Raw genomic sequence first — 22,974 nt, 5'->3', positions numbered from 1 at the left:
TTCAATCACGATATTCAGAAAAAGCGCAGATCCTGAAATCCTGGATCTGCGCTTTTTTACACAAAAAGGATGAGAAGATAGAAGATGAGAAAGTCAGCCAGACTCAGTCTTATTCATTTTCAGCCTGGTTCCCGACTTGGCCATCAGGTTTTCGACGATAGCGAATATGGCGATAGATATAGCCGTTTTCTTCAACCGTATCCAAAAGGGTCTGATCGTATTGGCTGGCATCAAATGTTGGAAACCAGGTATCAGCGTCAAAATCTGAGTCAATTTCAGTCAGAATCAATTCATCGGCATACGGTAAAAACTGTCGGTAGATGCTTCCCCCGCCAATGACATAGATGGTCTGATCACTGTCTTTCCAGGCCTGCAAGAAAGAGTCCAAATTCGGATAAGTCTGCACATGCTCCATGGCAGGAAGTTTGGAAGAAGTAATGACCAGATGCTCCCGGCCTGGTAAAAGTCCTGGCAGGCTTTCAAAGGTCTTGCGGCCCATGACCATGGGATGATGGGCAGTTGTCTGTCTGAAAAACTTCAGATCACTGGAAAGTGATCTTTTCCACGGCATATCGCCATTGAATCCCAGCTGATTATGAGCCCCGATAGCGGCAATCATGACAAGTTTCATAATAACTAATAACTCCTTTCATACAAATCAGGCAGGCTGAATCCATACAGCCTGCCTGATCGAGTGCAGATTCGTTATTTTATATCTGTTACTGGATCTTTATTACTGTGTAATCGGAAAACTGATTTTTCCCATATGCTGGTAATCTTCCAGCTTAATATCGTTCAATTTACTGGAAGAATCGAAATCGTAGAAATTCTTGATTTCCGGATTCAGCCAGAGTTTTGGGGCAGGCAGTGAACCTTTGGTATGCCAGCGCTCCAGCTGCTCTTTGATGCCATCAATCTGGTTGACGTAAATATGCGCATCTTTGATCGACCAGTCCAGAATGCCAGGCTCAAGACCGGTCACCTGAGCGATCATGCAAAGCAGAACTGCATACTGGGTGACATTAAACGGAAGACCTAAAGGAACATCACAGGAGCGCTGATGCACGAGCAAGTTCAGTTTTCCATCTGTTACATCCCATTCGCTGCTCCATACGCAGCTTGGCAATACAGCCGTTTCCATCTCTGCTTCCTGCCATAAAGAAAGCACACGCCGGCGGTCTTCAGGGGTTTGCTGGATTGACTGAATCAATTTGTCGATCAGATTGTACTTACGAACAACATATCCATAAGCTGTCCCAATGGTATGCGCCATCGCCGGATCAAAATGACGGAGCACTTTTCCGGTTTGGATCTCTTTCCAGTCGCCGTTGTCATCCAGTTCCCATTCATCCCAAATATGAACATTTCTTTCCTGCAGCCAGCGCACATCATTGCTTTGTGCCTGATAGATCCATAACATTTCCAGAACTGCCTGCCGGATAAACAGCTGTTTGGTGGTCAGAATTGGAAATTCCTTGCCGACATCCAGGGTGAAATGCGCAAAGGGCAGTTTGATGGTATCGACCCCGGTGCGATTGGACACACGGGTGCCCTCATTCAAAATTTTTTCGCACAGAGAGCAATAGAGATCATCCCACTTAGCCATTAAGCATTCTTCTCGATTCTATCGGGATGGGCAGGAAGAATGACTTCATCGATATAGTGAGCCAGTGCATCTTCATCATTGGTATAGTCACTGACAACATCAGAAATAGCTTTCACAGAAGGGAGTGCGTTTTTCATTGCTACACCGGTTCCAGAAATCATTAACATTTCCATGTCGTTGGCTTCATCACCAAACGCAACGATATTGTCCAGATTCAGGCCAAAATGGTCGCAGATTTTCTGGATTCCAAAGCCCTTATTAATATCCGGATCGACAAATTCAAACAGAACATCACTGGTCGTCATGCCTTTGATGCCTGGCAGATCGATTGTTCTGGCGATTTCAATAACTTTTGGCTGGTCTTCAGGTTTTGAACGAATGATCAGCTTGTTAACGTTGCGATCGGACAGAAATTCTTTGAGGTCAACAATAATTTCTTCTTCGCCATACAGAGCGGCACTGGCCAGAGTTTCTGGAGTTGAATACTCAACGTAGCGCTTGTTGCCAACCATCACTTCAAAGTGCAGGTCTGGCATATCACGATATTTTTCAATCACCTGCCAGATCAGATGGCCAGGCAGAACGGAATATGTTTCTTTTTCTTTACGACGGGTATCATACAGAACACCGCCATTCATGCCGATTAAAAAACTGATGGAATCTTCCAGACCCCATCCTTTACAAAGGATCAGGCCGCTTTCAACCGGACGGCCGGAGACAACGCCAAACAGAATGCCATGTTCTTTCAAGCGGCGAATGGCTTCTTTGTTTTTTTCTGAGACTTTCTTTTCACTGTTTAATAATGTGCCATCTAAATCGGTGGCGACAAGTGTTACAGGTTTCATAGATCTGCGCCTTCCTTCTTTATATTTTTCGATCTTGGTTCAGTTTTTATGCGGTCTGTTCTGGCCCAATTTTTTTGAGTCAGATCAAAGTTTGCAGAGTATTTTCCTGACTTTTGGTTTCCAGCTGCTTTCTGGTTGCGGACAGCAGCTCTTCAATCTGGTTTCGGGTGACTGGATCGGTAATCTGGTGAGTATCGAGCATGGTCTGTAATGGGGTATTCCAGTACTGCTGCTCTAAAACCATTCTGGATGAAGCCGGAAAGTTCAGATCACAGACGAAACCAAGAAAGGAGATCCAGAAGTCCAGATGGCTTTGTCTGTCTTTGCGAAGAACGCTGCGGTTCTGACAGATGGCTTCATAGACCAGCGGACTGATCCGATCCTGATCAATCGTTTCCAGTGTGGCTCCTGAGGTATCTTTTGGATCTTCGATCGCACTGACACGGAAAATATCAATTTTATCTGCATCTCGTACAATCTGGTCCAGAGTCCGCTGAAATCCTTCATCTTCATCTGGAATCTGAAAGCGGGAGTGAACCCGGACTGCTTCAATGACCTGCTGGCGCTGGGTTCCAGACAGATCGTCCAGAAAGTTTTCCTGCTCCAGAATTTGCGCGCCTAATGCTGCATGATCAACACTCTTGGCATCATGAAAGGTGTGATAACGACGCACTTGTTCAAAGCGGCCAATATCATGAAAAAGAGCAGCCAGATGAACCAGACGCTTTTGTTCGGGGTTTAGATTGAGAGAGTTTGCGATCTCATCAGCAGCCTGGACGACTTTCCAGGTATGCACGATTTTCAGCCGGATCTGAGAATCATCCGGATTGTAGTTGCGAACATATTCTGTAAACAGCTTTTCTTCCTTTGTTTCAGACATCTTTGTATTCACTCTTTCTGTTGTATCAGACCATTCAGGGGAATGGTCTGATACCCATCTCTTAATCGATCTGGTTAAGAAACGATTTAGAACCTAGTATAAGCGTTTTCGCTGTGGAACTCAGACAGATTTTAAGTCTTCCGACTGAATCCCTTACAAATTCAATTCGAAACCTCATGTTGATTTTCTTCCTGTCTGTCCAGAAACGAACCAGAAACATTCTTGTTCAAAGCGCCAGGACTGATTCTCTACAGAGATAAACTGAGCCAGTTTCTTTAATTTCTTATTTAACTATACCGCCAAGTCGAGTCAGTATATGAAATAAGCGAATCAGATGGCTCTGACTTTCGCGATTTTTCTTTCGAACCTGGCGAACTCTTCTTCTCAATGAAACCTGAACAATCGCAAAAAAAAACCGGACTCAGACAATTATTGATCTGAGCCCGGCCGCAGGGATAGAATCGTTCGATCTAAATCAGAAAAAGCAAAGAATCGGACAAAGAAGACCAAGGAAGGTTTGACTATTCCCAGTCTTCAATATTGAAGTCAGAACCTTCTGTGAGTTTCTTGTCTTCAACTTCAGACATGAAGCTGCCAACAATCTGCTGGAAATCATCGACATCATCCAGAGATTCGATTTCGGTGATGTTGCGGACATTGACATACTCTTTATTCTGCAGGGTATAGAGCGCATGGAAGATATTGTTGCCAACACTCTTCAGGATTCCATTCTTATCGAATTTAAAGATAAAGTTTTCTTCGGTGATTTCATTGAGCAGCAGAGTTGGTCCATCGGTTGAAACCGTTAAGGTTGCTGCTTTGGCTTTGAAATCATCCAGGTCTTTGATCTTCAGTTTCAGCTCGTAGCCATCAGCGTGGCTGGTCAGATCAAAATCATAAAGTGAAGCATTCGCAATTGGATCCACTGCCCGATGATATCCGCAATTGATCACCACATCTTTGAGGTTCTCTGCCGCAAAGGTATCTTTGGAATAGGAATTCTCAACGATTCCTGCAATTTTACCGACCAGACGATCATCTGAGGTACTGGTTAAGTTTACAGCTGCACTGGTTGAACCATCATTGCGGATTGAAGAGAAGACACCCGTGCCGTAAAGCATCTTGTTATAAGAATCATCATCATCCATCAAATCTGCACTCAGAATTTCTTCCGGAGTGGTCAGGATGCCAGACTTGCGTCCATTTTTATAAATAATATTGTTATCAACAAAGCTGGTATCTCCATCAGTCTGGTAGGCATACAGTTCGCCATCCCCTTCTGTTTCGAGCTTGCCATTGTACGCATCGACAGTGTTCTGGAAGATATCCATCCAGACTTTTTGCGCCTCGTCATCGGAATTGCTTGCGGCAACCAGTTGATCCAGCAGGGATTCGCTGACTGGAGCTGCTGCAGCTGAAGAGGTTTTTTCGCTGGTCTTCTCACTGGACGCAACCGAAGTTGTTGAAAGATCAGAGGTCTTTTGAGAACTTGCACTCGTAGATCCAGAGCATCCAGCCAGAAGAGCTGCACAGAGCAGAAGTGTGCCAGAAGACTTAAAAATATTTTTCATTGTATTTACTCCCTTTCTGAAGGTGTTGCCTGTATTGCCTGTTTTCTAGTCTTCATTATACGAGGGGCTGTCATCCCTCTTTGTTCCTTTGCCCGAGAAGGAACATTTATTTTCTTTTACCTATCCCCCTTTTTTCGACTGATCAGCGATCATGATCCATGCCTTTCCAATCTGTTGAACAGCGTTCTGATCCGCCAGAATTGCACCTGCATCAGGATTGATTTCGAATCAGAGACTGGCCGTGATTTTGCAAGAAACGAAAAAAATCCGGATCATAAGCAGATCCGGATGACAGAATTTTTCAGGAATACCTGTAAATGATTAAGCCGCAAGACGTCTTTGGACCAGGATTTCCAAGTCTTTTTTGTAGCATTCTTCCGTATACGTATAGTACTTCAGAATCACCAGGCGGATGACACCACCAAGAACTGGGAGCAAGGAGACAACCATGAACAATCCTTGCAGAGTCTGTTCAGACTGAACAGCAGCTTCAGGGACGTAACCAATTACAACCAGAATCAGTCCAGTTAAGCTGCCAGCAATTGCAGCGGAAAGTTTACCCATGAAGGTCTGACCGGAGAATGTGATCGCTTCGCAGCGTCTGCCGGTTTTCACTTCGGAGTATTCGATCGTTTCTGCAATCATGGAAGACATGACTGGCCCTAACGAGGCATGGAACAGCTGGGTGAGCATCAGCATCAGCAATAACATCCCAACATTTTCATATCCCATCATAAAGAACATAATGCGAACAACGATATCAGCCAGAACAATGCCAACTAACAGATCCTTTTTGCGAAACTTACGCGTCAGTGCTGGAATCAGGAAGAATCCAAGTGCTGCAAACGTTCCCATCAGACCATAAATACTCATCAGGTTTTCGTTGCCCATATTATAGATAAAGAAGTAAATGATGATGCCGTTGACGATGTTCATAAAGAGGTTCAAAAAGAAGATCGCCAGCATCTTAAATAAGTGGCGGTTGACCAGCAGGTTCTTGAAGACATCTTTCATTGAAACTTTTTCACCGGCTGCGGGTTCAACACGTTCTTTGATGGTGGAATGACCGAACATCATGAAACCATAACCCACAACCATGATGGCAACCACTGCCCAGAAGTATCCGTCAGCCAGAGAATTCTGACCGAAGACACCCACTAACAATGGCACCAGAGATCCAACCATACCGATTCCTGCAAATACTCCCAGGTTAGCAGCTGTAACCAGATTGGTCCGGCGCTGAGGATCATCAGAAATCACGGCAGAGATGGACCAGAATGGAATGTCAGAAACGGTGTAAACCGTTCCCCACAGGATGTAAGTAATCGCCGCATACAAAACTTTCCAGTGCATTTCCAGGTCAGGAGCAAAGAAGCAAAGAATTGTGGAGATCACCACAAATAATGGTGCAAATTTCAGATACCCTTTAAATTTCCCCGTTTTGGTCCGACGGGTATCCATGAACCCGGCAACCATCGGGTCATTGACCGCATCCCATACGCGGGCAATCAGGAAGATAGTTGAGGCTGCAATCGCAGAAATACCCAGAATGTCGGTATAGAAGAAAAGGATGAAGCTTCCCAGCAAGCCATAGGAGAAGCACTGGCCAAAGCCATAAGAGAAATATCCAAGATATTCCTTTTTCGAAACAGTCTGGCTTGAGACTGTTGTTGTCGTAGTGGATTTCATTAAATTTCCTTTCAAATCAAAATGTAATAATAGATCCTCATGAATCTGGAATCCATCTTGTGCTCAGGCAGACCTCTCTGGCCAACCCTTACAGCCAAAAAGAAGCAATGCCGCCATAAATTTCCAAGCTGGCAAGGATCAGCACGTAGATCTGGGTCCAGATCGGTCCTGGTCATTTTGAAAACAGATTCAGAGGATGAACAGCTTTCTCTTTAAATAAAGAGGAAGCCGGTTTCTCTGGTACCGGTGATCATCTTGCGGATCACGGCCGGATCAAATTTATATTCATGGTGGTGGTCAAGCAGACCATTGACTTCCTGCTCGACATCCGAAAGCTGGGTATAGCAGAAACCGCATAAACCATCGATGGAATACACTGCCTGGCAAAGTGAAGCCATTTTTTCCAGCACTTCTTTCTGGCCATTGAGTCGATTGCCATAGCCCCAGCTTGAATCAATCAGACGGGTGCCGGTATCAAAGGCCACACCGCCAAATTCCGAAATCATAAAAGGCTGATTGGCATATTCGTATCCTTTGGCAAATACATGACGAAGACTGGTCAAAGATGGGTTGCCATTGGCTGCATCGGCCAGGTTCACATAAGAGGCCGCAAGGGTTTTGGGATCAGAGTTGTAGTCATGAACCGTGATAATATCCCCAATTGTCTGTTCCCAGCCATCATTGCCAATGATTACCCGGGAAGGATCCAGCGACTTCGTCAGCCAGTACAGACCATTGACAAATGCCTGCTGTGCCTGGTTTTTATAAACCTCGTTAATTCCCCAGCTTTCGTTCATCAATGTATAGGCAATGACTGAAGGATGATTGAAATGCTTAGCCACAAAGGCATGCAGTTCGCGTGTGACATTCTCGTTGGCATGATGGGAGAACTCAAAGAAGCTTGGCATTTCCGCCCACATCACCAGACCGAGAACATCGCAGAGATACATATAGCGGGCATCTTCGATTTTCTGATGCTTTCTGGCCCCGTTAAAGCCCATTTCTTTCACTTTTTCCAGATCGGCCAGCAGCTGGTCTGGAGTAGCGGTTAAACCACCATCCTGCCAGTATCCCTGATCCAGAACCAGTTTCTGGTAAAACTCCTGATTGTTCAGGCAGACTTTATTGCCTTTAACCGAAACATCCCGCATTCCAAAATAGCTTTCGACATGGTCTTTCATTTGGCCGTCTTCAATCACATCAAAGACAATGTCATAAAGATTTGGATCCGCCGGACTCCAGAAATGCAGACGGAAATTTGCATCTTCACTGGACACATCCACACTCAGGCGAACCCGGCCAGACTTGACCCGGCTTGAAAAGCCCGTGATCAGCTCGCCCTTAAAATACACTTGCCCTTCCACTCTGGTGGACGGAGTCGCATGAGCCACCGACAGATCCAGATGCAGGCTAGCCTCATCGATATCGGGCATCATGCGGATTTCGGAAAGATACGTGCTTCCAACTTCTTCGAGCCAGACCTGCTGCCAGATTCCTGTTGTGCGGGTATACCAGCATAAGAAGTTTTCTTTTTTCCAGGACTGCTTGCCAATCGGCTGGCAAGTGCGGTTGTAGTCTTCAGCCCGGATCACCAGTTCACAGTCAGGATGGATCACATCGGTGATATCCACCGTAAAGGGAGTTGATCCCCCCTCATGGCAATACAGATGCTGGCCATCCAGATAAATATCAGCTTTATAGTCCACCGCTTCGAAGTGCAGCAAATAGCGGTTTTCCTGGCTTTTCATAATGGGAAGCAATCTGCGATACCAGACAACCGGATGGTCTTCATTCAAGCCAATTCCGGAATTTTTCGTCTGATAGGCATAAGGAACAATGATCTTGCGATCAAAGAACCCTGGTCTGGTAAAAGCAGCATCTTTCTGTCCGATATTGTCATCATCAAAACAGAAATCCCACTCTCCATTCAGGTCGATCCAGTCACGCCGCACCATCTGCGGCCTTGGAAAGTTTAGTTTCTCTAACATATTTTCTCCTGTCATCATCATGACTTTTAATTCATCTTTTCGTTAACTGATTAATGCAATGGTATTCTATAAATCAGAGCGGATGCTGTTAACGCTTTCATTAAAAATATTTTAAATACTCTATTTAAGACTTTATATTCATCCATATACAGTTGATTTATTGCCAATTAACAGTTGTGCGGTTCTAAAATCGATATAAGCTTTCTGACTGCTTCCTGGCGCCATTTCTTTATACGGATGACATAATGATGCAAAGAACATCACAAATGGCAAAGATCTGTTACTCTAGCAATAACAGAGAATCATTTTTGATCCATGCCGACTCATTTCCCAAAAACGAGTCTTGCAAAAAGAAGCAGAATCTCTTTTCGCCCCGCTCATTTGGAATTGCAGCTGTTAATTCTTCTAACCTGCTTTAGAACTTTCTTTTTGTTAACTCGGAAGGCGCTATGGCCACGTCAAAAATGAGCAATGGTCCAAGTAGACAATCTGTAGTCCATTCAGGCTGGCATGGATCGAAAAGCTGTTTAAATCGTTCATTAAACAATTCATAACCGATCACAAAAAGGATGAGATATTGATGAATCATGAAAAAAAAGAAATCGTCTACCTGAAAGCGGACGAGCAGTCACTGCTCTTTTTTCAGGCGCTCGCAAATAAAAACAGGCTAGATATTATCCGCCTGCTCAAAAAGAATGAAGCCTCTATTACGGAATTAAGCCAGGCTCTTGGCCTGTCTACCGCCCTGATCACCAAGCATATTCAATTCTTGGAAGAAGCTGGAATTGTTAAAAGTTATACGAACCCGGGGAAGCGCGGACTCAAAAAGCTGTGCTATCTGGCCCTCAATGAAGCGCAGATCATCTTCAATAACGACTATCAGGAGATCACCCGATCCTTTGAAGAAGTTGAAATTCCAATTTCCGCTTACAGCGACTATGACATCGCAGCTCCCTGTGGTCTGGCAACAGAAGACAAGGTCTTTGGCAATATCGACAACCCCCGCTACTTCAGCGCCGTCAACCGTTACTCCGTCTCCTTATTATGGTTTTCTTCCGGCTATATCACCTATCCGATTCCGTTAATGGACGTGGATCTTGAGCGCACTGAAGAGATCGAAATTTCGCTGGAAATCTGCTCCGAACATCCGGGATTTAACAGTTCTTGGAAATCGGATATTCAGTTCCAGATGAACGGCGTCAATCTGGGCATGTGGACCAGTCCAGCTGATTTTGGTGACCGCAAAGGCCGCTATACCCCAGCCTGGTGGACCTTAGGAACAGAATACGGGCTGTTAAAGACTCTGCTGATCAATGAAGAAGGAACCTTTATGGACGGCACCCAGATTGGAGCCACCCCGCTTTCCAAGATTCTTGAAAACCGCAAGGATAAGGATCAGCTGACCTTTACCATCAGCACCTATCCAAAGGATGGCCACTATGGTGGCATCAACCTGTTTGGCCGCCACTTTGGTGATTACAACCAGCCGATTATTTTCCGCTTCTATTATCGACGAGCCAATCCGCAGCGCAGCATACAGAGTAGCAGCATAACCGAATAAGGGATGAAAGAAACCAGATGGTTTCCCTCATCCCTTGTTTTATACTCTATCTGAAATAAACGGGCGCAAAAAGAAAGCCGATTATTTCCTCTTATCATAAGGATATGAAGAACACGGCAATCACTCTAAGCATCCACATAAATGCTGTTGAGAAAATGTATAACCAGTCATGACTTTTAATCAAAACTAAAAACACACTCCAAGCGAGAATCATGAAAATGGCATTGAGAAAAATCAAGCCTAGAAAGCATTGATGAACGATAATTAAATCACTCAGCAGTGAACCAATAACAAATATGAATACGAACCAGAAGTATTTTATTGTGATTATCTCAAGGTATTTTTTATATCCACATCTGACGATGATTAAATCTCTTAAATATAAATCTGGTCCAACAGTCTGCTGAAAATACCAGAAAGTTCCAAAGAGAAAAAGCAGTGTCAAAGCAATATAGATTGCGAGATCACTTGAATAAAGATACTTGACCTTAATGTAAACAGCCGGATCTGGAACAATATCCGCTATTGCCAATGAAAGCAGAAAATTGAATAGAATCTGGCTCAGACTAATCCCAAGCCTTTTCCAATCTATCTGTTCAATTGCAATCATCATATAGTTGGCCATTTTCCAGTCTGAGTTTGCGTGAAAAAGGAAGATTATCTAACGAGTCGTGTGAAGCAATAATGATTGCTTTCTGTTCCTGGATACTTTTAAGAATAATCTTTTCTAAGACAAGCAGCGACTCTTCATCAAGCCCTCTGGATGGTTCATCAAGCAAAATAAGGTTCTGATCTTCCATTATCGCCTGAATAATTCCTGCTTTTTGCCGCATGCCTACTGAATAATCTTTCATTTTCGTTTTCGAATCTGGATCAAGACCAAAAGCTTCTATATAGTCGCGGATGACTTTTCTATTTACGGAGTGTTTTAAGGAATAGAGATACTCCAAATTTGCCGTAAGATTTTCATTCTCAATAAAGCCCGGATTTTCAATCAAAGCACCCTTATCTACTCCCTCTGTCAAAGAAATCGTTCCGGAATCTGTTTTTTCCAAACCGCAGATGAGTTTAAATAAAGTGGACTTTCCACATCCATTCTGTCCTCGAATATGGATCAAATCACCAGCGTTAACACAAAGATTCAATCCATTCAGTACCTGATGGTTTTTGAACGCTTTGGATAGATTTTCAATTTTTAAAAGCTCCATAATTGCACCTCCTCTATGCAAGAAACGATCCGAACGGATAGATAAATGCATAATGGAAAAAAAGTTCCAGACAAATCGCCATAAATAAATGCTTACCGTTATGCTGGCAAAGAATCCATGAAACAGTGAGCATCATAATTGTATTCAAAAACAAAAAAAGAATGATCAGACGAAGTGGATAATCCACTCCCATTGTCGGGTAATATAAAAAATACCAGCCATAGAGCATCGCCAGATAAATAAAGACAGACCCCATGCTGATTTGTACCACTCTGGTTTCATACCAGTCTCTTCCTTTGCGAGTGATGAGATAAGGAGCAATAATCTGAATTCTCCCTACAATATTATAAGTAACCAAGATATAGGCTAAATTAGGGAATAGCGTCACATAATGTGCTTCGAACAACGCTCTTTCCAAAGGGGCCTCACCACTTGTTGCCGGATAAAAAAGCAGCAGATATGGAAGAAGATGCAGCCACAATCGATATCTCTTAATATCAGCCATTAGATTCTTCATGACGAACTCCAAGCCATCCGATGATTATTGGTCCTATGTCAAGATTTAGTACAACTAAAATAGAGGTTTCTTATCAGTAGAAGCCCTAACTACTTTTTTTCTGCGGCTTTCCTTTAGCCTTATTTGTTCGTTTTCCGTTTCGCCTATCGGCGACCAGCCTCTGCGGCTGGACCGCACCAGCGTGGCACGCTGGACCGCAGCTCGCTCCGGTGAGGTGTGTGGGACTTTCACTCGTCGCTTGCTCGATGACCATCGTCGCACATTCGGTCTACGGCTGAAAAGGGCCGCTGTCGCTTAAACCCTTGTCAGCCTACGACCGCCTGTGCACTCAGGTCTTCCATCGAGCGAAGCGACGGTGAAAGTCTTTCAAGCTATCTATGATGCCGCATGACAGCTCACGTTCTCGAGCGGCTGCGCCTTTCGAGAACTGGATCCTGGCAACGCGGCTATCATCCTCCACTATCCGTTTTTTTCTGCGGATGCAGTTTTCTGTTTTTCATTTGTAAGTGGTTGTGCATTAGAACTTGCCTTCATCTGCTCAAAGGTGTTTGGAGACAGGTAATTGCAGTGGCTATGAATTCGTACCGGGTTATAGAAACTCTCGATATACTGATCGCATAAGCGATAGACCTGCCAGTAATTTTCCAGCTCAAATCGGTTAAGCCACTCTCTTTTGATTAGAGAATGGAAGGATTCAATGCAGGCATTATCGTAAGGGTACCCTTTTTTGGAGTAGCTGCGAATCATATCGGAAGTCAGATTCTGATAGTGGTTGCAGGTAAAATGGATACCCTGGTCTGTATGCAATACAATTGGCCGATCGGATTTTCGCCTGATTTTAGCCGTTTCCAGCGCTTCCAGAACATCTTCAGCCTCCATGGTTCTGGATAATTTCCAGGCAATAATCTTTCTTGAAAAGAGGTCCATGATACAGGTTAAATAGACAAACCCTTCCTGTCGGGTGTGAATATAGGTAATATCAGTACACCAGACCGCATTTGGTTGATCAGGATTGAACTTTTGCTTCAGAATGTTTCTGAGCTTTTGATCCGTTCCTGGGATAATTGAAGGCCGCTGTGGCTTTTTTATCCATTGTGCCCGGATACCCATCTCTTTCATATAGGTACCGACGGTTCGATCTGTAATCGTGTAGCCTTGCCTGCGTAGAAGAACTCCAATCTTCGGGGCACCGTAATTTTGGTGACTCTGATCATATATTTTTTGTATTTGTTTTTTCACATCTTCTTTACGTATCGCCTGATTACTGGGTTTTCGATTCAGGCAGGCATAATAACCAGATCTGGAGAGGCCGAGTAGTTTAAGCACTCTGGCCACGGAGAAGTCTTCTCCTTTTTCGCTTTCTTCGTGTACCAGGCTATAGAGCGTGGAGTTTAATTTCCCAGAATGCTTATAGCTTTTTTTAAGATCTTTAGCGCCTCAAGAGCATCTTTGAGTTCCCTTTGGAGACGGGCATTTTCCTTTTCAACTGGATTGGTATAATGACCAGATCCAATAAATTCCGGTTCACCATCCTCTGAGCGTTTGGCCTGTGTCTTGAATCGACTCAAAGTGCTCAGCCCAATTCCAAGGTTGTCTGCGCATTCTTTCATCGTCAGATCGGGATGGTCTTTAACATATTGAAGAGCGTCTCTTCGCTGCTCTTCAGTAATTTGTTTCCGTTTGTTTGCCATAGAAATACTCTCCTGTTCGTTTCGAATTGTAACTCTATGACATAGAACCGGTTAGGAATAAACTCTATTCGGTTTGTCCACTAATTATTCTAACTTCATATCGTCCCAAACAGATAAATGAGACTGGTTAGACAGTAAAGAATAGGTACAGGGATCAGATAGCCATATCTACCGTATCCTGAAATACCTGCGCTGATTATATTGGGTAGATACAGGCAGGAAAACAAACGGCTGATTAAACTGCTTTCTGGAAACGTGGCTCCAATAATTGGAATAAACAACAATACCATCCCAAGTATAATTCCGACTGCTCGAAATATATTGATATTGGAAATCCAGAAACTGAGGCTATATAACAATGCGCAATAAATACCGAATCCAATCGACGACAGAATCAAAGAGATGAAAAGACTCAGATAGGCATTTTGGCTAAACAATAAAAAGGCTGCAGATGTTTCTTGACTGACAATATTTACCATAAATCGGTCGCAAAAAAAGTTGATGGACAGAACAGCGGTTAGCCCACATGCCAGAAACAGGAGAACTCCTCCTAGAAAATTCCAGAAGTAGTGTTCCAAATAGTAAGACTTCAGCCCTGTTCGGGACTTAACCATCCTATCAAATCCACTCTTGCGGCTTTGTAAATCGGGAATCGACTGAATATGGGCAGCTACAAAATACATAAACAAAAACCAGATAACATTGTCCGCGGCATTCATAAACTGATAATAGGGATAAAGTCCCTGACCATTTTGATGAAAAAACGGTAGATATGGGTACTGAGCTTTATACCAGATCAGAGTATAGACAAATGTGAACAGAATGGATCCAATAAGGATTTTGGAAAACCTTTGAATTTCGTAATTTCGATACATATTTATCCTAACTAGAGAGTAAGTCAACTCCATTGTGTAGTGTTTCTACTAATCAGTCAGATAAGTAACAACTAATTAAATCTATTTATATCTAGTGACTCATCTCAACTATATTTAGCCAAAACCTATAGAGACAAATCCGGGACTATTCCCCTTACTTAAAGAAAATAAGAAATCCAAACGAATAACACGTTTATCGAAAATCATTGAGATGAAACACTAGATAAACAATACAAGGGGGCTTTCCCCCTTGTATTGCAAAAACCTGCGATTGAAAATGACGACCATGGTCAGCCAATCTTAATTTGCTAAGAAACAGTCCCTAAACAAATTGATCATTCAACCGATAGAATTGCGTGCTCCGTTTATTGGTGCCTTGTTCTCTGAAATAGAATTATAATTTTTAATAAATTAAAAAAATTAATTAAGAGTCATGTATTTCTGCTTGAGATTAATATGCCCTTTGTGGTCCCAATAGTAGATCGATGAAAAATGATCAGTTAATTAACGGACTGTTCCTAATCTGAAAATCTTAGTAGTTTTTGTTCATTTCGAATTAGATATAGGATAATCGAAATATCAATAACAGCGAATATCCCAATGATTTCGGTACATACAATCGATAGCATGAAACATAAGTAGGTGCGATTCTATATAAGCTTGCATACTTATCTTGAACTCTCTTATCACCCAAAATCTGAAGAATGAAAACTTCGATCATTGTAAGAAGTGATACACCTATATATTCATTCCCGAAAAAAAACACGATCATTAATTGTAGAGACAGAAGAACAGCTATTTTTAGCAATTTCTTTTTTTGATAAACAAGAAGCAGTAACAGCAATACTGTCAAAAAATAATACAAACTTCCAAGTACGTTTAAATCTAATTTCTCAATTTCACTGGCTATAAATACAGCAACGAAAAACAAAGAATCTGAAACAATTTCGCAAATCCAACGCTTATAGAAATGAATACTGGGAAATAGTAGCTGAGCCGTAGAAAATAGCGCAATAAAACAAATACCCAATTCAGCTTTTCCAATAGCTACACTTAGACCTAGAAGAATTAAGATACTTATTAATTCACTTGCCACTAATTCCACATAACTCATTAAAAATTGAGTATCACTCGTTTTCAAATAATCGCGATTCATTTTTTTGAAGATTGCTATCCAAACTTTCTTGTTCATCGGTTATATTCTTAATTATTTTTCATTATCAGTAAATAGAGGTTGTCTATTCGGTAATTTGGGGTGTCAATACGGTATTAATCCCCAGATGACATAGTAAAAATCAGCTAGGCGTGAGTCCTTACAAACGCTAAGCAATAAAAATTTGTAATAAACACTCTCATCCTATAGTTTTCATTAAAAGCCCAGAGGATAACAGCCTTCCAGATAATCCGAGTCAAGAAGAAGACATTTTGTATTACTAAGCTTTGAGATTTTAGTAATTAAGCAACGATGTTTTTAAACAAAACCATTATACTTAAATGCCCTATACCAATTTAGACATAATGATGGAGCATTCAGATAAAAGCGAACATTTTTTACAGAAAACCGATGGTATATTTAATATCAACGTGTAATTTAGCTAAGTAATATTTATAATAATCACCGAAACAGACTATGTAATTACAAGGGGTCTATCTACCCATGATAAGTATGAAGATATTAATTTTAGAAGATTGCCAAAACGATATCAAAACCTTGCAATCCATCCTAAATGAGCTGAATTTGCCCATCGAATTAAAAATAGTCAACTGTTTGAGCGATTTGGACTATCTAGGCGATTCGACATTTGACATTGGTATTATTGATATCGATATTTCTGGAAAAAGCAGCATTGACATTATGAAGAAGAAGTCAGGATTATTCTCTTCGATTATTTACTACACCAATTATGAGTCCTATATGCCCCAAGCCTTTGGAAGAAATGTCATTGGATTTGTCCGAAAAGATGAAAAGAAAGAACACTTGATCGAACTAATTGAAGAAGCTTGTTGGTCCAGTCAAGCCAACTATCTCAGCGTCATCTCAAACAAGAAACCTATAACAATTCCGGTGGGTAGTGTTCTGTTTGTTGAAAAAGATTTACGGCAAATTCTCATTCATACCAGAAATGATTGTTTTCCGGTTTCTCATTTTTCTTTGGGAAAGATTCAGGAACAATCAAATAATAAATTTATTCAGATTTCTCAATCCGTCTTGGTCAATCCTTTTTTTATTCAACACTGGAACGGAGATGAAATTTTGATCCAGAATGGTCAAAAGCTCTATCCCAGCAGAAGAATGAAATCCACCGCATTAAAGGAGTACACAAAACGTTTATGATTGACTTCAATTATCTTGACGCCATTGGATGTCTAGGAGATATCTTATCTTATTTTCTTTTCTTTACCGCAGCGAAATTCCCAACGCAATTTAATCGTTTAAAATCAATTGGATTGGTTTTGCTGTTTTCTATGTTGGATTTTCTGCTATCTTCAGTAACCATTGATATTCCGGAGATCACAGAACTTCTTCTGGTCGTGATACTCGTATTGTATTGTCGCTGCGGTTTCAAGATCAGTTGGACATGCGCCTGGACCTCTGTACTTCTGCTTTATGGAATTGGTGGAATCTGCACGTTAATCTGGATGACTGTTCTAGATCAAGTTGGTCTTGGTTTTTATGACAACTATGCCCTAATACTCAGTCTTTCGCTTGTTTCCCGTTTCCTCGTCTTTAGCTTAACAGGATTGGGATTTCAAAAAATTAAAGACAGTCTTGAATCATCTGAGTGGGAAAGAATGCTGAAGAGTTGCCTTCTCCCCTCAGTGATTTTCTATGGTGCATTTGAAGGCTATTTTTACATACAGTCTGATACCTATCTACTGACGATGCTGGTTGCAGATTTTTGTTGTTTTGGAATGTATTATGAAATCTTTCAGCAGTTTCGAATGCTATCAGAACTTATGGAGGAGCGAGAAAATCAGGCTCTCAGACAGATTATTGAAGAATACAAAATAGAACAATCGAACAAAACTGAAATTTTCTCACAAACGAAGCACGACATTAAAAATCACTTGGCTACAATTCAAACTCTAGTCAAGAACAAAGAGAATGCGGAATTGGAACGCTATCTGCAAAATCTGACCGATGTAACCAGTCGATATCGGGATATAATCTATACAAATTCAGCTTCATTGAATGCCATTTTTAATAATAAAGTTCAGAACTATCCATCTATCGATTTCAACATCCAAGTTCTTGCCCCTATTCCAGAAATGATTGAATTTGAACTGAGCATCATTACGTTTAATCTTCTTGATAATGCCATCAGGTATGCTCTGAAAAGCGGGGAGCGTAAAGTATCATTCAGAATTCGAGATAGTAATGAACATAGAACGTTAGAGCTTGAATGTCGAAATCCTCTTTGCGGCCAATCAGATTTAGTTTCTGATAAGAAGGAAGAAGGTCACGGACTTGGAATTCAGATTATCCGCTCCAACACGCGAAAGCTTGGTGGAACTACGGAAATTATTCAAAACAAACAGTTTATTTTCAAAATCAAAATTCCAAATTCTCCCTCCACTCCATCAACGCCGGTTAGAAATTAAATATCTCCCAGATCCAAGCATCTAATAGGCTTCCTCTGTCAGCATACGTTGGATGAAGAGTTATCACTAACAAAGAAATCTACAAAACAAGGGATGAAAGAAACCAGCCAGTTTCCCTCATTCCTTGTTTTCTGTTTCCGGCAGAAAAGATGTCTGCTGACACCGAAAAATTCGGTTCTTACGCAAATAGCGTGTTTAGCTACTGTTACTATTATTGACGATAGCAATTGTAGCTAATAGTAATAACCCAAAATGTGATAGACAAGCTCATCTCGAATTAGGCATTGTTATTTAATCAACAGCATAAATGATGCAAGTTTATTTATTCACCAGGGTTATTAGTGTTAAAAACTACATTTGCGTAAGATCCAAAAATTCTCATTAATAAGTGAGATTTTAATATTTGGACATCAATGTCATTTAGCTAGAAAAATATGACCTCAAACTTTGTATAAAAATCAAAGACAAAGTGGATGATAGGAATAGAATTTGCTGCTGATTATATCCATATGCACCAACCAAGCACAAAATATACTGATTGATTTGGCTGTATTCATCAAAATAGGTGCACTAAAAACAACCCTTCGATAAGAGCCATTTTTAAGAATTGTATGGGTGGCTTGTATCAATAAGATGCGCATATAATGCACTTATCGATAGGTGAACCATATCAAACGATTGGGATGGAGATTTCGCTTGAAGCTCCTTTCCGGCCGAACGGGCAGTTTTTCTCTTAGCAGCTCCTCGGTCAGAGCCTGAAACTCCGCTTTTGTAATTTGACGAATCGTTCGATTCTTCGTCCACTTCGGGGTGAACGTGTTCCTGATAGCCCGTATCGCCTTAGTTGTATTGATTTGGTATTCATAAGTTGTCTGATTCTCTTCTTTATTATCTGATTGAGATGATTCAAGAACACACTTTTTGATCTCGGAAACCAGATTGTAGAAGATAAGGGATGAATAAATCTCCTGAATGATGTATTCTGCTTTTATCGAGTGGATACGTTTCATTCCTATTCCATATTTAAGCCAGGAGAAACTCTGCTCGATTCGCCACCTTAGGTGGTAAATAAATCCAAGAGCCTCCGGAGGAAATTCTGCTTCATCCAGATTGGTAATCAGTCCTTCCCAGACGTTGTCGCCAATCTCGATAGCTACCACCCTGCAGTCAAAATCAATAAATTCAGATTCTGGATCAATCTGTCTCATTGATTTTTTGACCAGGTATTTCATCTGGGGGTTTTCTTTTTCCCCTTTTCTTTGGTGGTGGGTAAGAATGCGGCTGATCTGCTGGTCTTCTGTATGGTCAAGCTCTGTATAAGTCAGGCAGCTATACTCTCGTTCTTTCATACGTATGAGGTATTTGTGCCCTAAGGATTCAATAAGCTTACATAATGGGTAAGAGAAATACCCTCTGTCCATGACAAAGAGAAATGTCTCGCCAGGATAAGCTTCATGAATCTCCTTGACCATTTTCATAGCAGCGCCCCGTTCGTCTTTGGACCTCTGGTCTTGAGTGACGATGGCTAAAAATTTGTCATTAAGTACGTCATAGGCTGCGTTAACGTGAATACCGGCCCGGATAATGTTTTCCTTGTTCTTGGTATAAATGATGTAGTCAGGTTCATCTTCATTTGGCGCAACAGGTTCATTGGTTCCGTCAAAAGCGATTACCCTGTGTTCTTTATATTTTTTATCCATGGAATAAAGTGCCAATGTGGCTTTGTGCAGTGTTGAAAATACGCTGACTGGAGTTTTGGTTTTTGTCTGAACAAGTGCTGAAGCAGATGGTCTTACACTGCCCATGCCGAAATAGTTCATGGACAAATCGGAGAGTGTTGCCCCATTCCCAATAATGGATGTATTCAGGAAATGGAACAAGTTTATTTTTGATGATCGATAATGACTGCGTGAGAAAGCTCCTATTTCAGAAGCAAGAATCTTCTCCTGTTTGTAGGCAAATTCCTCAAGGGATTTCATGAATTTTTGATAAATCGCGGACGGCGAAGTAACTTTAGTTGCCATATTTTCCTCCTTATAAAGTTATGTTTTCAACGTGATAAGGATTAAATTAGATAATTATGGAGTTATTGTCAAAGTTAATTTTCGTTAAACCAGAAAACATAAAATCCACCATCTGTACACGGATGGTGGACAATACTAACTATCAAAAACTAAGCTAAATGACATTGCTTGCTAGAGAGAAAAGTGAAAATTATTATCCAGTATCTGAAATTTTTTCATCCATTCCTAATGACATTAACCTGAGATAAGTGCAAAAGAGGTACTACATGACCATTTTGCCTGTTCCGATTTTTATGGAATAAAATTTAAACCATAGATAAAGCATCTGTTTTGATTTTCACTTTAGGACTCCTATAATTTGTGTAGTACCACCTGAGACTACACAAAGGAGGGTGCTAAGCATGCCATTTATCAAACTTCGAAAAGTTAAAATGTCTTCTGACGGAACAGTGCTTTCCGGTTCGGCTGGACTCATTGATACGGTATATGTCAAAGGAAAAGCATCTCACTCACGACAAATCCTGCGGGAAAATCTTGGCAAGGTGATTTGGATGGCCCAAAATCACCGATCAGGAATATTTTTGTCTCCTTCAAGAGGCCTGATTGAGTATTCTGCTGACCAAGACAAATTTTCTGAGGTAGACAGGGGCGATTTACGATTGCCAAAAGATCGAACTTTTCCAGATCCACCTGTCCATTCCATTTTTGGAGATGTTTTTCTTATTGTCAGCTTTTTGAATAATTCTCCTCTTCTAAAGGCTTTAAAGCAGACGTTTTTCAACAAATTGGATCTACAACGGGTACTTATTCATCTCGTCCATACTGTTGCCAAGGACGGAAGCCATATCAATTGCCAAGATTTTACTGCGCGCTCATTTATGGGAAGTCTTTTTCTGGACATACCTCAATGTTCTCTCAAAAGTGATACGTACTACTTTGAGATGATGGGTGACGATGCAACCAGAACTACTTTTTTTGAATGCTATGTGAAAGAAATGCGCCGGTTTTATCCCGGCTTTGGCAAAGGATGTTATGTAGATTCGACACCTCTTCCAAATGACATTGTTGATAATCCGTTCAATGCGCTGTGCTGTCATGGAGTAAGTGGATCGACCGTGATGACTCGCCTGGTTATGATTCTTGATGAGCAGACAGATCTTCCTGTCTGGTATGACATTATTCCAGGAAACGTTATTGATCTGAATACAATTCTTTACGTCATGGAAGATGTCAAGATTACTCTGGACATAGAAATAGATGATTTTGTTCTTGATGCCGGATATGCTTCCAAAGAACTGTTTACTGCCTATCACATCGGAACAGAGAAAAAGTTCATTGTTCGATGTCCGGCCAGGCGGGGCTATCATACTCAGACGATATACAGAGAAATCAAATCCATGATACCTAGAGGTAAATATGAATTTGTCCGTGACAGACATCTGTATTTTGGCTTCCGTAAGAAAGGCAAGCTGTTCGGGCAGCCTGTTTACTACTACATTTATGTAGATAAAAATAATGCCCTGCAACACCATCGAGAAGCAGTAATGAAAGATCCAGAGCGTTTCAAAAAAATGTCTGACAAAGATAAGGATTGGGAATCTGTCAGATATGGATATTTCATTTTGATTTCCAATTATGATGCAACGCCCGAGGAGATTCTGGACAACTATTTTAACAGAGTGGACATTGAATTGGCTTTCAGAACAGCCAAAGAGTATCTGCAGCTTTTACCGTTAAGCAAATGGACAGATAAAACTGTTAGAGGTAAGATTCTGAACGATGTGATCAGCTTAATAGTTTATTGTGGAATTCGTGAAAAAATATCACCGTCTGGAGAATCTATGCCATCTGTTTTTGGGAAAGTTTCTTCATTAATGTGTCTGGTCGACCACAATGAAATAGCTCATATTGAGACGCCCACCAAGAAGGTCAAAGAGTTCGCCAAACTTCTGGACATAGAAATCCCAGGGACATTGGATGTTAAAAACCTCCAACGCAGTTTGTTGACCAATCAATAATGTAGTACCACTTTTTGTCTCATCTCAGGATTAATATTTCAATACAGCCTAACTCAGGTTTTGATAATTGTTTTTTCTTCCAAACTTTAGATTGTTCATCGGGCTTATTTCCCACTATTAATTTATATGGGTGGAATTGTGAAACTGAAGAATTAAAGCTAATTAGTTCTAGAAATCCTGATTCAGGAATTAGAGTTTGGGACTTTCTTATCAAAAATGAAAAACTCTACGAAAGCAGGATACGCATAGAAAATAATAGACTTATTAACGAAATCTTTTGTGACAACAAACTATTTTTTTCCGCTACCATTTCTAGTTTATCTGGTGCAGTTGTATTTTCTATTATAGATGATGAACTTTATGGACTGGTAGAAAAGATAGAAAACGATTACTCCTCACTTGAGTTGTTAATGATTACAGATGAAGGATGCAAAACAGTATGGGAGAAAAAAGCAACTGTTGGTTCTTTATCTCCTAGGCTGCTAAAAGGGATCGAAATGCAAGAAAACGTAAAAAGAATCTCTTTTGAGTATATGGACGGTTCAGTTATGAAATTGGTTTTCTTTGATGGCGAGGATCTCAAAGAAGTTCCAACTGACATTAGAGCCCACCAGATTATTCCTTTAGAAACTGGAACAATCGTTTGCGAGTTATATAACGCCCCGGGAGATAGAACTTTCAAATCCACATATTATTGGTTCCCACAAGAGACCGGTGAAGCGAAAATGTTGTCTGCAATAAACGCCCCCGTTCAACCTGGTGGTTTCGGTGCAGAAAAGGATTTATCATACCTTTCCTCAGGCGGATCAGAAGGGGTTTTTAGAGTTGTTATAACTAAAGATTCTTTGATCTATAAAAAAATTAGGATCTTACGCAAATGTAGTTTTTAACACTGGTG

20 protein-coding genes are annotated in these 22,974 nt (G+C 41.2%); 5 read left to right on the top strand and 15 right to left on the bottom strand.

What is annotated here, in order from left to right; genetic code table 11:
* Window positions 1-109: 109 nt before the first annotated feature.
* The 7 genes from U4956_RS13090 to U4956_RS13060 all read right to left on the bottom strand — a co-directional run bounded on the left by U4956_RS13090 (window position 110) and on the right by U4956_RS13060 (window position 8,579).
* On the bottom strand, window positions 110-631 hold the full coding sequence (locus U4956_RS13090; protein WP_323091125.1) for a dihydrofolate reductase: 522 nt from the start codon (window positions 629-631) through the stop codon (window positions 110-112).
* A gap of 102 nt (window positions 632-733) precedes the next feature.
* Window positions 734-1,606: a thymidylate synthase gene (gene thyA, locus U4956_RS13085; protein ID WP_323091124.1), complete on the bottom strand. Its 873-nt coding sequence runs from the start codon at window positions 1,604-1,606 to the stop codon at window positions 734-736.
* Window positions 1,606-2,451, bottom strand: a complete 846-nt coding sequence (locus U4956_RS13080; protein ID WP_323091123.1) for a Cof-type HAD-IIB family hydrolase — start codon at window positions 2,449-2,451, stop codon at window positions 1,606-1,608. The genes thyA and U4956_RS13080 overlap by 1 nt, the downstream gene beginning before the upstream one ends.
* Before the next feature lie 79 nt (window positions 2,452-2,530).
* Complete coding sequence (locus U4956_RS13075) at window positions 2,531-3,331, bottom strand: HD domain-containing protein (protein ID WP_323091122.1); 801 nt, start codon at window positions 3,329-3,331, stop codon at window positions 2,531-2,533.
* Window positions 3,332-3,852: 521 nt separating this feature from the next.
* Window positions 3,853-4,902, bottom strand: coding sequence for a hypothetical protein (locus tag U4956_RS13070; RefSeq protein ID WP_323091121.1), 1,050 nt, complete (start codon window positions 4,900-4,902; stop codon window positions 3,853-3,855).
* Between the two features lie 321 nt (window positions 4,903-5,223).
* The gene (locus U4956_RS13065; protein WP_323091120.1) at window positions 5,224-6,591 is read right to left on the bottom strand and encodes an MFS transporter; all 1,368 of its coding nucleotides are present in this window, start codon (window positions 6,589-6,591) and stop codon (window positions 5,224-5,226) included.
* Window positions 6,592-6,803: 212 nt separating this feature from the next.
* Window positions 6,804-8,579, bottom strand: coding sequence for a glycoside hydrolase family 2 TIM barrel-domain containing protein (locus tag U4956_RS13060; RefSeq protein WP_323091119.1), 1,776 nt, complete (start codon window positions 8,577-8,579; stop codon window positions 6,804-6,806).
* A 580-nt stretch (window positions 8,580-9,159) separates the two neighbouring features.
* Between U4956_RS13060 and U4956_RS13055 the strand changes: the two genes are divergently transcribed.
* Complete coding sequence (locus U4956_RS13055; protein WP_323091118.1) at window positions 9,160-10,140, top strand: ArsR/SmtB family transcription factor; 981 nt, start codon at window positions 9,160-9,162, stop codon at window positions 10,138-10,140.
* A 94-nt stretch (window positions 10,141-10,234) separates the two neighbouring features.
* On the opposite strand, the gene U4956_RS13050 is transcribed toward U4956_RS13055, so the two are convergent.
* The 7 genes from U4956_RS13050 to U4956_RS13020 all read right to left on the bottom strand — a co-directional run bounded on the left by U4956_RS13050 (window position 10,235) and on the right by U4956_RS13020 (window position 15,623).
* A complete protein-coding gene (locus tag U4956_RS13050; protein ID WP_323091117.1) occupies window positions 10,235-10,753 on the bottom strand; it encodes a hypothetical protein in 519 nt (172 codons plus the stop codon).
* Window positions 10,737-11,399 (bottom strand): ABC transporter ATP-binding protein, encoded by a 663-nt coding sequence (locus U4956_RS13045; RefSeq protein ID WP_323091116.1) that lies wholly within the window; start codon window positions 11,397-11,399, stop codon window positions 10,737-10,739. Before U4956_RS13045 ends, U4956_RS13050 begins: the two co-directional genes overlap by 17 nt.
* Window positions 11,362-11,853 carry a hypothetical protein gene (locus U4956_RS13040; protein ID WP_323091115.1) on the bottom strand — a complete coding sequence of 164 codons (492 nt, stop codon included), beginning with the start codon at window positions 11,851-11,853 and terminating at the stop codon, window positions 11,362-11,364. Before U4956_RS13040 ends, U4956_RS13045 begins: the two co-directional genes overlap by 38 nt.
* A gap of 471 nt (window positions 11,854-12,324) precedes the next feature.
* Entirely contained in the window at window positions 12,325-13,239 is a 915-nt protein-coding gene (locus U4956_RS13035; protein ID WP_323091510.1) for an IS3 family transposase, read from the bottom strand.
* 17 nt (window positions 13,240-13,256) lie between these two features.
* Complete coding sequence (locus tag U4956_RS13030) at window positions 13,257-13,556, bottom strand: transposase (RefSeq protein ID WP_323088329.1); 300 nt, start codon at window positions 13,554-13,556, stop codon at window positions 13,257-13,259.
* Window positions 13,557-13,651: 95 nt separating this feature from the next.
* Window positions 13,652-14,431 carry a hypothetical protein gene (locus U4956_RS13025; protein ID WP_323091114.1) on the bottom strand — a complete coding sequence of 260 codons (780 nt, stop codon included), beginning with the start codon at window positions 14,429-14,431 and terminating at the stop codon, window positions 13,652-13,654.
* Window positions 14,432-14,987: 556 nt separating this feature from the next.
* Entirely contained in the window at window positions 14,988-15,623 is a 636-nt protein-coding gene (locus tag U4956_RS13020) for a hypothetical protein (RefSeq protein ID WP_323091113.1), read from the bottom strand.
* A 474-nt stretch (window positions 15,624-16,097) separates the two neighbouring features.
* Here U4956_RS13020 and U4956_RS13015 point away from each other — a divergent pair, with 474 nt between their 5' ends.
* Together U4956_RS13015 and U4956_RS13010 are read left to right on the top strand one after the other, a co-directional pair.
* Window positions 16,098-16,766 carry a LytTR family DNA-binding domain-containing protein gene (locus tag U4956_RS13015; protein ID WP_323091112.1) on the top strand — a complete coding sequence of 223 codons (669 nt, stop codon included), beginning with the start codon at window positions 16,098-16,100 and terminating at the stop codon, window positions 16,764-16,766.
* On the top strand, window positions 16,763-18,034 hold the full coding sequence (locus U4956_RS13010; protein ID WP_323091111.1) for a sensor histidine kinase: 1,272 nt from the start codon (window positions 16,763-16,765) through the stop codon (window positions 18,032-18,034). The genes U4956_RS13015 and U4956_RS13010 overlap by 4 nt, the downstream gene beginning before the upstream one ends.
* 650 nt (window positions 18,035-18,684) lie before the next feature.
* Here U4956_RS13010 and U4956_RS13005 read toward each other — a convergent pair.
* A complete protein-coding gene (locus tag U4956_RS13005; protein WP_323091110.1) occupies window positions 18,685-20,058 on the bottom strand; it encodes an IS4 family transposase in 1,374 nt (457 codons plus the stop codon).
* 401 nt (window positions 20,059-20,459) lie between these two features.
* Between U4956_RS13005 and U4956_RS13000 the strand changes: the two genes are divergently transcribed.
* Window positions 20,460-22,076, top strand: a complete 1,617-nt coding sequence (locus U4956_RS13000) for a transposase (RefSeq protein ID WP_323089942.1) — start codon at window positions 20,460-20,462, stop codon at window positions 22,074-22,076.
* Window positions 22,077-22,090: 14 nt separating this feature from the next.
* A complete protein-coding gene (locus U4956_RS12995; protein WP_323091109.1) occupies window positions 22,091-22,966 on the top strand; it encodes a hypothetical protein in 876 nt (291 codons plus the stop codon).
* Window positions 22,967-22,974 lie beyond the last annotated feature (8 nt).

The organism is Allobaculum sp. JKK-2023, assembly GCF_034745455.1.
Classification (GTDB): domain Bacteria; phylum Bacillota_I; class Bacilli_A; order Erysipelotrichales; family Erysipelotrichaceae; genus Allobaculum.
This window is presented reverse-complemented; position numbering and strand designations above follow the sequence as displayed.